A 16,032-nucleotide genomic window follows, 5' to 3' on the forward strand; every position below is an offset into this window, starting at 1 on the left:
CGGCAGCTCTTCATCCAGCGGGCGCTCGTCGAACGCGACTGGACGACGCGGCACCGGTTCTTCCACGACAACGTCGCGCTGATCGAGCGGTTGTCGGAGCTCGAGGCGCGCACGCGGCGGCGCGACATCCTCGTCGACGACGAGACCCTCGTCGCCTTCTACGATGAGCGGATCCCCGCGGAGGTCGTCTCGGCGACGCACTTCGACACGTGGTGGAAGAAGGAGTCCCGTCGCCACCCCGACCTGCTCACCTTCACCGAGGAGCTGCTCGTCCGGGACTCCGCCGGCGCCGTCGACCGCGACGCCTATCCTTCGACCTGGCCGGTCACACCGGGTGACCCAGATGCCGTCGAGCTAGCTGTCACCTACCAGTTCGAGCCCGGTCTGGCCGACGACGGCGTCACCGTCCACGTCCCGGTCGAGGTGCTCAACCGGGTCACGGCGGGCGGCTTCGACTGGCAGGTGCCCGGCCTGCGCGAGGACCTCGTCACGGCCCTGATCCGCACCCTCCCCAAGGTGACCCGGCGGCTGCTCGTCCCGGCGCCCGAGCACGCCGCCGCGACGGTCCGCGCGCTTCGCGAGCGCGGCCTGGGGCCGAGCGACGGCGCGCTGACCGGCGTCCTCACCCGTCTCCTCCGAGAGACCCACGGCGTCGTCATCGGCCCGGACGACTTCGACCTCACCCGGGTGCCGGACCACCTGCGGGTGACGTTCTCCGTCGAGGACCACCGCGGGCGGGCCATCGCCCGGGGCCGAGACCTCGACGCGCTGCGCGAGACGGCGGCGCCGCAGCTGCGGCGCCAGGTGGCGCAGGCCGGGCAGGCCCTGGAGCGGCAGGGGGTGCGTGACTGGTCGGTGGGCACGATCCCCGTCGAGGTCTCGAACCCGTCGGCCGGAGGGCGCACCGTCCGGGGGTTCCCGGCTCTCGTCGAGACCGGCGACGCGGTGGCGCTGCGCGTCCTGCCGACCCGCGCCGAGGCCGAGGCGGAGCACCGGGTCGGTGTGCGGCGGCTGCTCATCCTCGGGACGACACCGCCCTGGAAACAGGTGCTCTCCCGGCTGAGCAACACCCAGAAGCTCGCGCTCGGCCACAACCCGCACGGGTCCGTCCCGGCCCTCCTCGAGGACTGTCTGGCCTGCGCGGTCGACTCCCTCGCGGCCGAACACGTGCCGCACGAGGTGCGCTCGCCCGACGACTTCGCCGCCGCGCTGGCGGCGGTGCGCTCGCACGCCGGTGCTCGAGTCATCCAGGTCGTCGCGCTCGTCGAGCCGGTGCTCGCGAAGCACCTCCGGGCCGTCCGGCTCCTCGAAGGGATGACTGGCCCGACCGGTGCGACCGTTGCGCCGGCGCTGCGGGACCTCGTCAGCGACGTCCGGGCGCAGCTGGCCGAGCTCATCCGCCCTGGGTTCGTCGCCGAGACCGGCTTCGCCCGGCTCCCCGACCTCGACCGCTACCTCCGCGCCATCCTCCACCGGCTCGAGCGGGCGCCCGCCGACCTCACCCGCGACGCCATCTCGATGGCCGAGGTGCTCACGGTCGAGCAGGCGTATGCCGCGTTGCTCGACGCCGTGCGCCCGGCGCGGCGGGCGGGGGAGGACGTCGTCGCCGTCGCCTGGATGATCGAGGAGCTGCGGGTCTCGCTCTTCGCGCAGCGTCTCGGCACGGCATACCCGGTGTCGGTCAAGCGGATCCAGAGGGCGATCGACGGCGTCGAGCGGGGCTGAGACCCCGGCGGAAGGACGGAGCGAGCTTCGCCCGACGGCCGTGGTGTTCACCCGTCAGGTCGAAGTTGGAGATCCCCTCGCCGCCGTGCAGCTCTCCTCCAGCTGGCCGACGTCGACACCGATCCGGGCGAGGTCGCCCGTCGCGGATCGCAGGGGCGCTTCGTAGGACAGGACTGCGGTCACGGCGCTGTCCGGTCGATGCCCGCACCGCTGCTCACCATGTCAGGTCTCGGCCCCGAAGCACAGGAATCCTTCGGCCGTCCCCGGCGTTGTGACGAGAACGAGGGAGACTGGTTCCCTCGGCAACACCGGTGGTCCGGTGCGACCGGCAGCATCCGTCGCCAATGCCACCGCCGTCCCGGAAGGCCCATCGTGCAGGATCCGTCAGCGCTCTACCGCTTCGAGACAGACACCAACCCGGCGTCCGCGCGGGCGTCGGTTCTCCTGGTCTCCCTCGGCGGCTTCATCGACGCGGGTCGCACCCAGCACGTGCTGACCAGTCACCTGCTCGAGGCCCACGACCACACCGTCGTCGCGTCGTTCGACATCGACCAGCTGCTCGACTACCGCGGTCGCCGTCCGATGATGACCTTCGACCGCGACCGGTGGACGAGCTACGACGACCCGTCGCTGCTGCTCTACCGGCTCACCGACAAGGACGGCCAGCCGTTCCTGCTCCTGACCGGGGCCGAGCCGGACTACCAGTGGGAGCGCGTCGTCGAGGCCGTCACCGGGCTGATCCGCATCCTCGGGGTCGACATCACCATCAGCGTCCACGGGATCCCCATGGCCGTGCCCCACACCCGCCCGCTGGGCGTGACGGCGCACGCGACAGACCCGCGGCTGATCGCCGACAACCAGGTCGTGTTCGGCGCCGTGCAGGTGCCCGGCAGCCTGTCGTCGCTGCTCGAGATGCGGCTCGGCGAGTCCGGCCGGGACGCCATCGGCTACGCCGTGCACGTGCCCCACTACCTCGCCCAGACCGAGTTCCCCGATGCCGCCCTGATCGGCCTCGGTGCGGTCTCTGGCGCCACCGGGCTCAACCTCAAGACCACCGACCTGGCCGCCGCGGCAGGCCTCAACCGGGCCGAGCTGGCTCGCGAGATCGCCGGTTCCGAAGAGGTCGCCGGGGTCGTCGAGGCGCTCGAGCGGCAGTACGACACCTTCATGGAGGGGCGCGAGCGGCCGAGCCTGCTGGCGACCGAGATCGCGGAGCTGCCCTCCGCCGACGAGATCGGCGCCGAGCTCGAGGCGTTCCTGCAGGGCGTGGCCGACGACACGGCCACCGAGGACACCGAGAGCACCGAGAACACCGAGAGCCCCGAGAGCCCCGAGAGCCCCAAGCAGCCCGAGGCCGGCTCCGGCGGCCCCCACGCCTGACCAGCGGCGCTTGCGTCCGCGTCAACACCTGTTCTCGACACCATTGACGCGGACGTCGCTGGTGGTATCTCAGCCCTTGGCCTCGGACCACCGGCGGATGACGCTGGTGTCCGCGACGAAGCGCACCCGGTCGGTGCCCGACCACCTCCGGGCGCTGTCGTCGAGGCAGCTCCCGACGAGCGCGGCGACCTCGTCGGCGTGCTGCTGCGGGGCGTGCACGAGCAGCTCGTCGTGGAGGCAGAGGACGATCTGCGCGCCGAGCGGTGCCACGGCGTGCCGGACGGTCGCGGCCCAGGCCTTGAACAGCTCGGCGGCGGCGCCCTGGATGATCGCATTGCGCGCGAACCGTCCTCGGGCCGCATCGATGCCCTGCCCGGGTGCGACGCGCTCGGCCGGAGGGCCGGTGGGCTCGAGCCCGGCGGCGTCCGTCCCGTCGGTGCCCTCGGGCGCGCCGCCGAGGATCCGGTCGAGCGCGATGAGTCGCCCGCCGAAGGTGCGCAGGGGACGGCGGGCCAGCCCGGCGGCATACGCGTCGTCGAGGAGCCGCATCGCGACGGGGTAGGCGCGTTCGAGGTCCTTCAGGGCCTCCCCCGCCGAGCCGGACCGCTGGCCGTACATCGCGGCGAGCACCGCGATCTTGGCGACCGGGCGCTCGATGCGCAGCTTCGCGGCGACGGGGGCGTAGAGGTCGTCGGAGCGGGTCGCCTCGGCGAAGGCCCGGTCGCCCGACACGACGGCGAGCACCCGCGGCTCGATCTGGCCGAGGTCGGCGCGGACGAACACCCAGCCCTCGGCGGCGGCGATGGCGGGGCGGAGGGGGACGGGCAGGTTGTGCAGGCCGTTCTGCGCGGTCATCCGGCCGGCCGCGCCGTCGCACGCCGACCAGCCACCACGGAGTCGGTCGTCGGCACCGACGTGCTCGTCGAGCCAGCGGTATCCGTAGGTCGTCGCGATCCGCTCGTCCTTGCGCCAGCGCAGCAGCGCCTCGACGACGGGGTGCGTGGCCCGGAAGGGCTCCAGCACGTGCGCCCGCGTGTTGGGCACCTGCACCCCGACGGCGGCGAGCAGCTCGCGCACCTGGACGGGGTTGCGCAGGTCGGTCGACCCGCGCCCCGGGGCGTGCTCGAGGACGGCGCGGTCGCGCTCGGACCGGATCCGGGCGGCATCGGCTTCGGACGTCGGCCGCGGCCCGGCCGAGAGCTCGATGAGCTCCTCGGCGGTGGCGCGGTCGACCGGGAGCCCGTCGCGCTCGAGCTCGACGCAGAGGATCGCCGCGGCCGACTCCGAGTGCGCCGTGCGCACGGCGCGGGGTCCGGTGGCGACCAGCGCCTTCTCCTGTCGGCCGGCGAGGTCGATGAGCAGGTCGGCGAGCGCTCGGAGCCGGACCTCGCTCGTGGCCCACGAGGCCTCGAAGGCGTCGACCCGCAGGTGCCCGTCGGACCGCAGCGGCGAGTCGGGATGGTCCTGCGGCGCACCGCTCGGCGCCGCGACGAAGTCGAAGAGGTCTCCGCTCGGGCGCGTCGGTATGCCGGCTGGGTCGAGCCCCGCGACGCTCGCCCAGACCTGCGGGGGAGCGGCCGTCCAACCGCCGTGGAGGAGCCGGTGCACCTCTGCGACGTCCCAGCACCGGTCGACCCGGACACCCGCGGCCAGCAGTGCCACCCGAGCGTCCCCGGCGCTGGTCACGAGCCACCGGGGGTGCTGGGCCGCCTCCTGACGGCGGACCTCGTCGACGATGCGCTTCACGGACCCCACGACCGCGCCCGGCCCGGACCCGACGATGCCGAGCCGGCCGGCGACGACGAGGGGGAGCAGGGTCGGCACCCGGACAGTCAACCCGACAGCACCGACGGAGGGCGGCGGCGGTGCCGCGGCCTGTGGACGGTGGGCATCGCGGCATACCGGATGAGGCTCGCGCGGCCTCCGGCAGGAACAGCCTGGGAAACCCCCGGCAGGAACAGCATGGCAGCCGCAGGCGTTGCGCAGTTGCGTGCCGGGGATCGACATCGACAGGATGGCGGCGACGGGACGCAATCGACGCAAAGGGGACTCAGCTCGTGGGCATCTTCGGTTTCGGTGACGAGGCGAAGGCGGCGCCGACTGGCGCCCTGGAGCGAGCCACGCAGGAGCAGGCGCCGAGCGGGCTCGCCGGTGTGGCGACCGGGCTCGTGGAGCGTCTCCTCGACACGGGCATCGACGGCAAGGGCCCGCTCGACGGCGCCCAGAACGTCGCCGACTCCGCGCTCAGCGGCGCGCCGGACGCCGAGGCAGCGATCGACCGCATCGTTCGCAACCACCTCGGGATCGCCGGCGCCGGTGGGTTCGTCACCGGCTTGGGCGGGTTCGTCACCCTTCCGGTCGCGTTGCCCGCCAACGTGCTCGAGTTCTATCTCGTCGCGACCCGGATGACGGCCGCGATCGCGCAGCTGCGCGGATACGACATCCGGCAACAGCCGATCCGCACCGCCGTGCTGCTGACCCTCGTGGGCGCCGACTCGGACGACCTGCTCAAGAAGGCCGGGGTCGTGTCCCCCGGCAACCGCATCACCAACCTCGCGGTGCAGCGGCTCCCCGGGCCGGCGCTCATGGTCGTCAACAAGGCGATCGGCTTCCGACTCCTGTCCCAGGTGGGCCGCTCGACCTTCGCACGGCTGGGCAAGGCGGTGCCGGTCGTGGGTGGCGCCGTGGGTGCCGGGCTCGACGTCTACCTCCTCAAGAAGATCGCCGACCACGCCCGCAGGGAGTTCCCCCGACGGATCACCCCCGCCGGCTGAGGTCGACCGGCTCCGGGGCAGCTCGAGGAGCGAGCCGTTCAGGTCACGGTTGGGTCACGGCCCGACCTTCGACGGAGCCGTCGCACCCGTTCGACCGTCGAATCGTCGATTGCCCGGCGCCGCTCGTGCTCGACGCGCCAGCACGCTGAACCGGTCACTCCCGACCCGTCGCTCTCCACTCCCCAGGGGGACCCCCATGGCCCGCTCCCGATCCCGTCTCGGACTCCTCGCCACCCTCGCGGCTGCCGTCCGTTCGGCCCTCCGTCCGGGTTCGCCCGGCCTGCGCGAGAGGGCGTATGCCGTGCCTCGGCTCGTGCGAGCCGCCCTGCGGGGGGACTACCCGCAGCTCACCAGGGGGCACCTCGCGCTGCTCGCCGCTGCCGTCGCCTACGTCGTCTCGCCCATCGACCTCCTCCCGGAGGGGCTTCTCGGCGTCTTCGGGCTCGCCGACGACACGGTGGTCCTCGGGTGGCTGGTGGCCGCCCTGGTCAACGACACCGAGGGGTTCCTGCAGTGGGAGCGCGCCCGGGAGGAGCAGGCCCGCCACGACACTCGATCGAGCGAAACCGGTCCGCAGGACGCCTCCGCCTCGGCGTGGGACGCGACGGTCTCCTCCCACGTTGTCGACTGACCCACTCCCACTCCGACGGGGCCGGACCGCCCCTTCACCGGGCCCACGGGGGGTCCGGCGCGGGGTCCGACGCCGCGTTGTCCACAGGGGGTGGTCCGCCAACCCCACGATCCACAGGGCAAAACCCGCTCTGGCGAGGACCGGATCGGCGGCCCGACGATCGAGCCATGACACGACCCCGTCGACCCCGTCGTCCCCGTCCCAGCAGCTCCCCACCGGCCTCGTCCCACCTTCTCGGCGGGCAGGCGAGGATCCGGCTGCGCGGACCCGGGGACGTCATCGTCGCCCTGCCCTACCACCTCGGCTACCAGCCCGAGGAGTCCCTGGTGCTCGTCTGCCTCGACGGTCCGCAGATCAGTTTCGTGGGTCGCATCGATCTGCCGCCCGACCATGTCGACCCCTGGGTGGTCGTCGACGAGCTGATGCCGCCCGTCCTTCGTGAGTCGCCGCAGCGGGCCCTCGTCATCGCCTTCGAACGCCGCCGGGACCAGTCCGAGCCCCTCAGCTCGCTGGTGGCGGGTGTCCTGCGCGACGAGGACATCGAGATCACCGACCGGCTGGTGGTCCGGGACGGGCGCTTCTGGTCCAAGGAGTGCACCGGAACGTGCTGCCCACCCGAGGGGCAGCCGGTCCCCGAGCACTCCCAGGTGCCGGCCGTGGCCGACTACGTGCTGCTCGGTCGCCATCCCGCCGCCAACCGCGCCGCTCTCGACGAGCTGCTCCGCCCCGAACCCGGCACCGCCGACCTCCTCCCATCGGGACTCGCGCTCGCCCGCCGCCATGAGAGTGCCTCCCGTGGCGAGCGGTCGGCGCTCGGGATCGACCGCACCGCCGAGCTGCAAAAGCTGCGACGGAGCGCGCTCACCGACTGGGCGCGGCTGCTGGACGTGCGCGCGGCGGACGGCGGTTCCGACGAGACCTGGGTAGCCATTGCCGCCTCGTTGCGCGACGTCCACCTGCGTGACCTCGTCATCGCCTGGCTCTGTCCCGGGACGCTCGACCTCGCGCTCCTCGATCCGGCGCTCGTACATCTCGCTCTCGCGATCCTCCCGGCGCCGATGTCGGTCGATGGCGTCGATGGCGTCGATGGTGTCGATGGTGTCGATGGCGTCGATGCACTGAGCTGGGCCACCGCCCATGCCGAGGTCACGGAGCGGTTGATGCGGCTGTGCCGGCATACTCCGCTGGAGCTGTCGCCGGCGCCGCTCACGGTCCTCGCCAACCACGCATGGTGGCACGGGGACGGGGCGCTGAGCCGGATCGCGCTCGAAAGGGGGCTGGCGATCGAACCGGACTACCGGCTGGCCCGGCTGCTCGAGCGGATGGTCGATCTGTCGATAAGGCCCCGCGGTCGGGTCGCCTGAGGACGGGGCGCAGGGGACTGGCCGTGTGGCGGGGGCTCGGTATACTTTGTCGCAAGGTCATGAGTTCCAGCGCACAGCCCCGGCTTGCTGGGCGGCAACCCTCTTTCGTGGCGGGGTGCCCCGGGTGATGACACGGTCCGGCCGTTCGGCCCGGGCAAGCCCGAGCACCAGGAGCGCCCCGGATGACCATCACGGAAGACCCTCGACTGGTGAGCGGTGCGTGGCGTGACGGTGACCCCGTTGGTGACCGGCAGTTCCTGGCCGTCGGCGACCTCGAGCTCGAGCGGGGCGGGGTGCTGCCCGGGATCCGGGTCTCGTACGAGACCTGGGGCCGGCTCAGCCCTTCCGCCGACAACGCGGTCCTGGTCGAGCACGCCCTGACCGGTGACAGCCACGTCGTCGGTCCGGCGGGACCCGGCCATGCGTCGCCGGGGTGGTGGGACGGTCTGATCGGCCCGGGCAAGGCACTCGACACCGACCGCTGGTTCGTCGTGGCCAGCAACGTGCTGGGCGGCTGCCAGGGCACGACCGGACCGTCGACCCGGACAAGCAGCGGCCGCCCCTGGGGCAGCAGATTCCCGTTCGTGACGATCCGCGACCAGGTCGAGGTGGAGGCCCGGCTGGCGGACTCGCTCGGCGTCGGGGCCTGGGCGGGCGTCATCGGCGGCTCGATGGGGGGCATGCGCGCCCTGGAGTGGGCGGTCACCCACCCCTCCCGCGTCAGCCGTCTGGTGCTGCTCGCGACCGGGGCCCACGCCACGGCCGACCAGATCGCCTGGTGTCAGCCCCAGCTCCTCGCGATCCGTCAGGACCCCGACTTTCACGGGGGTGACTACTACGGGCACACGGCCGGGCCCGACGCCGGCCTGGGGATCGCCCGCCGGATCGCCCACATCACCTATCGCAGCGGCCTCGAGCTGGACGAACGGTTCGGTCGTGATGCCCAGGGCACGGAGCAGCCCCTCGGAGCCGGAGGCCGGTATGCCGTGGAGAGTTACCTCGACCACCACGCCGGCAAGCTCTCGCGGCGCTTCGATGCCAACTCCTACCTCGTGCTCACCGAGGCGATGAACTCCCACGACGTGGGCCGGGACCGCGGCGGCGTCGCAGCGGCCCTCGCGAGGGTGACCGCCTCGACCACCGTGGTGGGGGTCGACTCCGACCGGCTCTATCCCGTGCGGCTCAGTGACGAGATCGCGGCCGGCATCCGTGGGGCCACCCAGCACACCATCTCCTCGCCCTTCGGCCACGACGGGTTCCTCATCGAGGTGGACTCCGTCGGACGGATCGTGGCCGAGCAGCTCGGTCGCTGAGTCCGACGAGCCCCGCATCAGCGGGAGACTGCCGGACCCCTCGCGGCCCGTATCCGATCGCGGGTGCCGGATTTCGGGTAGCGTCGCGCCTGAGGTGCCGAGCGCGTCGACGTCTGGGTCGAGTGTCTCGTCGGCGGGATCTCAGGTGGGAAAACAGGCGCACCAGGGAAGTGCGCCGGTTGGGGCCCGACCGAAGAGGAGCGAAGCGTGACGATCGTGGTGGGCTACGTGCCGACGAAAGAGGGGCGGGCGGCTCTGCGTCGGGCCGTCCAGGAGTGTCTCGCGCGGGGGATCGGTCTCGTCGTGGTCAACACCGTGCGACCGGGAAAGTCGTTCGATGCCGAGGCGTCGTCGTCCTTCGACGAGGAGCTGCGCTCCTTGAGCGGCCAGCTCGCTGCAGCCGGACTGACCCACGAGATCCGGGAGAGCTCCACGACCGGGGATGCCGCCGAGGACCTCATCGCCGTGGCCGATGAGCTCAACGCCGAGGCGATCGTCATCGGTCTGCGCCGGCGAACCCCGGTCGGCAAGCTCATCCTCGGATCCAACGCTCAGAAGATCCTGCTCGACGCCTCCTGCCCGGTCCTGGCCGTCAAGGCCGGGCCCGAGGGCTGACCCGTCCGATCGATCTAGCGGTCCAGCACTCGATGGGAAAGGCCGACCCGTGGGACCGCATCAACCCGGATCGCCGTCCGCACGAGGCGCCGGTGCACGGCCTCCGGCGGGGGCGTTTCGCGGTTGAGGGGTCCAGCGTTTTATAATGGAGAGAGCACGGACGAAGCAAGGGTCTAGGAAAGGTCAGGTCGGCACCGGTCTGGTACGCCGAATCGAGAAACCCGAACACCCGTGGGCACAGTCCGGAATGATCTTCAGTCTCCCAGCATTCTTACCATCGCGGGCGCGGTCGGTGGTGATGTCGCGTGCCAGCGCGACAGAAAGGCACCAATGTCAGTATCGAACCTCCCAGGTCGCCAGCAGGTCGAGAAGGGCGAGGCGCCCACACTGCCGAAGGAGTTCTCCCACGCAGCCCTCCAGCAGCTCTTCGCCGCCGGCACCACCCGAGGGTCCGTGGACAGCCACCAGCTGCGGCACGCGATCGAGTCGGCGGACATCTCCCCGGCGCGGATGAAGGTCGTCCTTCGGGCGCTCGACGAGCACGGCATCTCCGTCGTGCTCGACGAGGAGAGCGCCCAGCGCGCCATCGCGACGACGACGACCAAGCGCACGACGACGGCCGCCACCAAGACCGCCGTCAAGAAGACTGCGGCCCCCTCGGTCGCGCCCGAGGGCGAGCCGGTCAAGAAGGCCGCTCCTGCGAAGAAGGCGGCGACCAAGAAGGCCGCAGTCGCCACCACTGCTGCCGTTGCCGACGCCGCTGCCGCCCCTGCGCCCGTCAAGAAGGCCGCCGCGAAGAAGGCCGCTGCCACCGGCGCCGTCAAGAAGGCTGCCGGCAAGGCCGGTGACGACGACGGAGACGGTGAGGCCGCCGCCGTCGAGGCGGACGACGACGACGAGGACGCCGACGACGAGGAGGGCGGCGGGACCGCCCGCAAGACCACGAAGCCGGCCGAGGAAGAGTCCGAGGCGGCCGGGTTCGTCATCCGCGACGACGACGAGGAGGACGCACCGGCCCAGACCGTCGTGACCGCCGGTGCGACCGCCGACCCGGTCAAGGACTACCTCAAGCAGATCGGCAAGGTCGCTCTCCTCAACGCCGAACAGGAGGTCGAGCTGGCCAAGCGGATCGAGGCCGGCCTCTTTGCCGAGGAGCGCCTCAACTCCGGTGACAACATCGCGATGAAGCTCAAGCGTGAGCTGTGGTGGATCGCCCAGGACGGCAAGAAGGCGAAGAACCACCTCCTCGAAGCCAACCTTCGTCTCGTCGTCTCGCTGGCCAAGCGCTACACCGGTCGCGGCATGCTCTTCCTCGACCTCATCCAGGAGGGCAACCTCGGCCTCATCCGTGCGGTCGAGAAGTTCGACTACACCAAGGGCTACAAGTTCTCGACGTATGCGACGTGGTGGATCCGTCAGGCCATCACCCGGGCGATGGCCGACCAGGCGCGCACCATCCGCATCCCCGTGCACATGGTCGAGGTCATCAACAAGCTGGCGCGCGTGCAGCGCCAGATGCTCCAGGACCTCGGGCGTGAGCCCACCCCGGAGGAGCTGGCCAAGGAGCTCGACATGACCCCGGAGAAGGTCGTCGAGGTCCAGAAGTACGGTCGTGAGCCGATCTCGTTGCACACCCCCCTCGGCGAGGACGGCGACAGCGAGTTCGGTGACCTCATCGAGGACTCCGAGGCCGTCGTGCCGGCCGACGCCGTGAGCTTCACCCTTCTGCAGGAGCAGCTGCACTCGGTGCTCGACACCCTCTCGGAGCGCGAGGCCGGCGTCGTCTCGATGCGCTTCGGTCTGACCGACGGACAGCCGAAGACCCTCGACGAGATCGGGAAGGTCTACGGCGTGACCCGGGAGCGGATCCGGCAGATCGAGTCCAAGACGATGAGCAAGCTGCGTCACCCGAGCCGTTCTCAGGTCCTGCGCGACTACCTCGACTGACGGGTAATCACGGCGTCGACTGCATGTCGGCGGTGCCCGCGCTCTCGGAGAGCGTCTCCCAGAGCGCGGACACTGTTTTCATGAGGTCCAACGCCATGCTTGGGCGGGCGCGCTCCGCCCCGGCCCTGCCGCGCGCCGTCAACGCCGCGATCTGGGCACCCCGCGCCGTCATCCTCCGTTCATCTTCGTCGTCACCGGATGCGTCGCTGGTCGGCCGAAGGCGATACCGACGGTCAGTGGGTCTGTGACAGTTATTTCAGGAACCGCCGCGGTGGCCGTGACGACAGCCTGCCAGTCGGCGTCGCAGTACCGCTCGTTGTCGTTGCTCCAGTGCAGCCGCGGGTCCGGCGAGGTGCAGTCCCAGCGGTAGGGCGATTGCACGTATGCCGGGTTCGCTCCGGTCACCAGAACGAACGACTGCAACGTGAACCATTCTCCGGCCCCGAGCGTGGCCACGGTCGCAATCAGGCTGTCCGGCAACACGTAGTGCCGGTTCGTGCTGGACGCGATGGTGTAACACGTTGCCGTGGGCTCGTTGCAGGCCCCTCCGTCGGCCGATGCGGTGAGCTGCCAGTAGGGCACTGTTCGGGCCTTGATCGCCGACGTGGTTCCCGAAATGTTGTGGCGGCGGCCCCAAGCAAAGCATGTGGCCGCGTAGGTGGTTTGCAGCGCGAGGGGAAGCTGTTGACCACCGGGATAGGCGATGAGCCCGTGCCCGCCGGGTAAGCCGTGGGCATCGATAGTGGTGGCCGAACCGCAGGTCTCTGCCTGCGCCTGCGCCGGCGACAAGCCTTTCAAATTGGCTGGATACGTCGCTGTGTGGCTGACAGAGTGCCAGCCGTACGCCTGGGACAGCATCGTCGCCTGCGCCCAGGATGCAGTAAGCGATGAGTTGGCGTGCATGCAGGTGTCAACCGTTGTGGCGGTACGGCCAGTGACGAGTGTGCCGGTTCCAGCCATGCCGACAGAGGCCAGGAATGGCGCCACCACCGTATCCAGGCGAGCGATGCTGCCATCGTTGGCCACGCAGCCGTCCGCCGCGGTCATTTCCGTCCGCGTGAACATCACCGTAGCAAACGGTCCGGACGTCACCGTGCCGGCAGAGCGGTCTGGCAACTCCGCTCGGGCCGGCTGTTGCGGAGCCATGACAGCCCCGGCAACCAATGTCAGGCATGCTCCGGCGCCAGCCAACAGAATGCGGATTGATGGCATGTTCTTCCCCTTCTTCGAAGTTGTTTACGGTGGTCCCGGCCATCTCGTCCATCAGGCGACTCGGGCGATGGGGATCCCGGTGGTTGGTGCGTCCCGCAGGAGCCACACCGGGTTAGACAGGGCGACGACGAGGCCGTAAGCGTCCTTGATCCGTGTTCGCACGTAGCATTCAGTACGAGTGTCGATACTGAGTGTTGAATCGCCACCAATCAGGTCGGCGGCAGAAATATTGGCTACCACCGCGGCTCGGGCGCTGCGAGCCCCAAGGTAATCGACAGCGCCACGAAGCACGTCCACGCTGCCGTTGACGGGTATACCTGTGGCCGATGACTCTGACCTGCCGTGTGGTCGCTCCGGATAGTGACACCGAACCCATGGGACAGGTACCGTCCGCCGTCAGGTCAAGGAAGCCGGAGAATCTCGACAGTGAGGACGTCCATGCGCGCCCCGCGCGCAAGGCGTCAATGAGGTCACTCATACTTCGGGAAGGTGCCCAGACGGAGGTAGTCCAGTTGTTCCTTTGTCCCGCCCAGTCCGTCCCGTAGTGGTCGTCGCTGACCCCATTCGCGGTAGTGAAGCGGCAGTTAGCGGAAAACACGTCCCATAATGCGGCGTGGTGGGTGAGGTCGACGCCGTTGCGCAAGGGATACCCGACTTCCAGGATGTCGCATCCCAGGAGGTTCTTGCCCAACAGCGTTGAAGCGGTACTGGTCACCAGGGAGTCCTGCACGGAAACGCTCTTGGGCGGCAATGCGCCATAGCCGAAGGGGTGGTTGTAGGAGGCCACCCCACCGGCGGCGTGGATCTTGTTGACCTGGGCGACGAGAAAGGCGTTCTAGTTCTTGCCGGTGATTCCCGTGAAATCGGGCAGAGTGACACCCGGACCGAACCAGTTGAGGTGCGTCCCGAGCAGCGACAGCTCCAACCCTTGCATTTGGGTCACATTGGGGTAGGGGGCCGCGTAGGCGGACATCATGGTCTGCTGGCGTTGGAGCGGGACGTCGCCAGAGGTGTACTGCCGCGTGAAGCGAAGGAGGTCGAAGACCCCGCACACAGCGGACCCACCGCTCACCGCGTTGAGGGTGAGAGCGAAGGACGCGAAGTCATCCGCCTGCATGTCTGGCCACACGGTAGCGACATCAGTGGAGGGAGTGAGGGAAACGGTGTTCCATTCCCCGGGGATCACTGGTCTGGTGACGACACCCAAGACGCCCTGGGCATTCGTCGACGCGGGAGCACCCGACGCGTCGAACCGGTACGACAATGAGTAGCATCCTGCCGGCCGACCATTCCTCGCCGGATGCCAGGAACTGCCGATCAAGACCTCCAAATAGCTGTCCCCGGAGTTGACGGTGGGCATGAAAACGTCGATCGTCAAAGTTTGGCCGAAGATGTTTCCGTGGTAGTTCCAACCCGCGGGGTGCGCATTGGCATAGTATCCGTACGATGCGGTGCCGGTACTGGCTCGCGCGGACACCGACAAGGCCCCCGAGCCGGGTGTGTCGTTCGGGGAGACGTTGGTGGTCTGGATACCGCCCGATGAAGACGCCAGCGACCCCGTGGTGCGCAGCTGCCAGGTCCACGGCTGCTCATCTCCCGCTTCCGCAGCGAGACTGTCGAAATGGACCACATTGCGGAATTTCCACTGCTCCATACGATGGTCATGATCAGTCCACCAGAGCACGTTCACGCCGGTAAGTGTTGCCTGTTGCAGGTGCCCTTCCATCGACCCGTGCTGTTCCGAAAACGATCCGTGAATGTGCATGGCCATGGAATGACTGCCCGCGGGCGATGCCGAGGCTGCACGTGGACTCCACGGGGCGTTGAGAAGAAGACCGCTCGCCACCGCGGATACCCCCGCGAGAACGGTTCGGCGCGTGATGGGGTGGGCGTGGGGGTGACTGTCGTTACATATAACGGTCGGCGGCTCCTCAATAGGCATGGTTTTAGTGATCCCAGTCGTGGGGGACAATAGACGCAGCAATCTCCGGCGCCGTCGTCCGCGACGCGCCGTTTGCTCACTGGCCCTTCACGAGAAAGGGCGCTCCGAGCGACGCCATGGGCATCGCCGGCCTAATTCTCACATTGACAACGAAGAGTCGGTGGTCCCGTTGACGCCGAATGGGTGGCCCTCCGAGCCCCGTACGAAGTCAGCAGCGCCTCGGCCCCCAGCGCCGGGGCTGCGCACTCCCCGCAGCGGACCCGCCCCCTTGGGACACGGCTGCCGCGCCGTCGACTCCGTCCGGGCCCGCTACGCATGGGCTTTCCATGGGCTCAGCATCTGTCTGTCAATTGATCCCATGCACAGCAGAAAGTCCCGAGTGGTTGAGCCCACAGTGGTTGGTTACGCGTCTGGCTGGGAAGGCGTCCTTGAGTGAGCAGTGGACGTGGTGGTGAAGATAGGGGTGGAGGAGCGCGGGGAACGCGACGAAGCCCTCGGCTGCAACGGTCTGGGAGTGCTCTTAGGGCTTACCCTGTTCCAGGGTGCGGCTGAACCCGCTTGAGCGATCGACCTCGCCGTTGGTCTGGGGCTGTACGGACCGGGTCCGTTTGTGGACGACCTCGCCGAGGGTCTGCACCAACACCGTCGATCCGGAGGCGGGTCCGGGGGGCTGGCCAACGAGCTCGGCGATACGAGAGACGATGGTGTTCGCGGGCTTCCCCGGGTTCCTGGCATGTCAACCCACAGCGCTTCTGACCTGGACGTCAACCCCGCTCAGCGGCACCGCACTCAGCCGTTCACCCTGCGCGACTGTCTGGACGGAGGCTCTGTACGGTGCCGTTGAGCCGACTGTCGCGAAGGTGAACGCATGTACGCACGATGGCGGGACTTCGCCGGCGCCAACAGGCGGGTCGCGCTGAGCCTCGTCTACGTTGTCGTCGGGTTGCCGGTCTGCTTCGTCATTCAGTGCATCGTCCGCGGCTGGGACCGCTGGCTCGACAACCTGCTGTTCTCGGTGGTCTCGTCGTGGTGCTGGGCGCCGGGTAGTACCTCATGGTGCGGGAGCCCAAGCCCTGACACCCGGGCCGAGCGAGGGGACGGAGGGCTGACCACAGCCGGCTGTGGTCAG

Annotated in this window: 12 protein-coding genes and 1 riboswitch; of the genes, 9 read left to right on the forward strand and 3 right to left on the reverse strand. The window is 69.7% G+C overall.

Annotated features, from left to right (window positions below):
- The coding region (locus Q0R63_RS20300; protein WP_295701539.1) for a DUF3418 domain-containing protein at window positions 1–1,725 on the forward strand (1,725 nt) is incomplete at its 5' end.
- 372 nt (window positions 1,726–2,097) lie between these two features.
- Window positions 2,098–3,105, forward strand: a complete 1,008-nt coding sequence (locus Q0R63_RS20305; RefSeq protein ID WP_295701541.1) for a PAC2 family protein — start codon at window positions 2,098–2,100, stop codon at window positions 3,103–3,105.
- A 69-nt stretch (window positions 3,106–3,174) separates the two neighbouring features.
- Here Q0R63_RS20305 and Q0R63_RS20310 read toward each other — a convergent pair whose 3' ends face one another.
- On the reverse strand, window positions 3,175–4,929 hold the full coding sequence (locus Q0R63_RS20310; RefSeq protein WP_295701543.1) for a DNA polymerase: 1,755 nt from the start codon (window positions 4,927–4,929) through the stop codon (window positions 3,175–3,177).
- A 233-nt stretch (window positions 4,930–5,162) separates the two neighbouring features.
- Here Q0R63_RS20310 and Q0R63_RS20315 point away from each other — a divergent pair, with 233 nt between their 5' ends.
- The 6 genes from Q0R63_RS20315 (at window position 5,163) to Q0R63_RS20340 (ending at window position 11,749) form a co-directional block, all read left to right on the forward strand.
- Window positions 5,163–5,879: an EcsC family protein gene (locus Q0R63_RS20315; protein ID WP_295701545.1), complete on the forward strand. Its 717-nt coding sequence runs from the start codon at window positions 5,163–5,165 to the stop codon at window positions 5,877–5,879.
- 196 nt (window positions 5,880–6,075) lie between these two features.
- A complete protein-coding gene (locus Q0R63_RS20320) occupies window positions 6,076–6,510 on the forward strand; it encodes a YkvA family protein (protein ID WP_295701547.1) in 435 nt (144 codons plus the stop codon).
- Between the two features lie 167 nt (window positions 6,511–6,677).
- Window positions 6,678–7,874 (forward strand): DUF4192 domain-containing protein, encoded by a 1,197-nt coding sequence (locus Q0R63_RS20325; protein ID WP_295701549.1) that lies wholly within the window; start codon window positions 6,678–6,680, stop codon window positions 7,872–7,874.
- Window positions 7,875–7,929: 55 nt separating this feature from the next.
- A riboswitch (SAM riboswitch) is annotated at window positions 7,930–8,041 on the forward strand.
- A 15-nt stretch (window positions 8,042–8,056) separates the two neighbouring features.
- Window positions 8,057–9,187, forward strand: a complete 1,131-nt coding sequence (locus tag Q0R63_RS20330; RefSeq protein ID WP_295701551.1) for a homoserine O-acetyltransferase — start codon at window positions 8,057–8,059, stop codon at window positions 9,185–9,187.
- A gap of 207 nt (window positions 9,188–9,394) precedes the next feature.
- Window positions 9,395–9,802 (forward strand): universal stress protein, encoded by a 408-nt coding sequence (locus Q0R63_RS20335; protein ID WP_295701553.1) that lies wholly within the window; start codon window positions 9,395–9,397, stop codon window positions 9,800–9,802.
- Window positions 9,803–10,132: 330 nt separating this feature from the next.
- Entirely contained in the window at window positions 10,133–11,749 is a 1,617-nt protein-coding gene (locus Q0R63_RS20340) for an RNA polymerase sigma factor (protein ID WP_295701555.1), read from the forward strand.
- A gap of 168 nt (window positions 11,750–11,917) precedes the next feature.
- On the opposite strand, the gene Q0R63_RS20345 is transcribed toward Q0R63_RS20340, so the two are convergent.
- Entirely contained in the window at window positions 11,918–12,961 is a 1,044-nt protein-coding gene (locus Q0R63_RS20345; protein ID WP_295701557.1) for a hypothetical protein, read from the reverse strand.
- Window positions 12,962–13,796: 835 nt separating this feature from the next.
- Complete coding sequence (locus Q0R63_RS20350) at window positions 13,797–14,732, reverse strand: hypothetical protein (RefSeq protein ID WP_295701559.1); 936 nt, start codon at window positions 14,730–14,732, stop codon at window positions 13,797–13,799.
- 1,039 nt (window positions 14,733–15,771) lie between these two features.
- Here Q0R63_RS20350 and Q0R63_RS20355 point away from each other — a divergent pair.
- On the forward strand, window positions 15,772–16,032 hold a 261-nt coding region (locus tag Q0R63_RS20355), incomplete at its 3' end, for a hypothetical protein (RefSeq protein WP_295701561.1).

The organism is Lapillicoccus sp. (assembly GCF_025353065.1).
Lineage (GTDB): Bacteria > Actinomycetota > Actinomycetes > Actinomycetales > Dermatophilaceae > Lapillicoccus.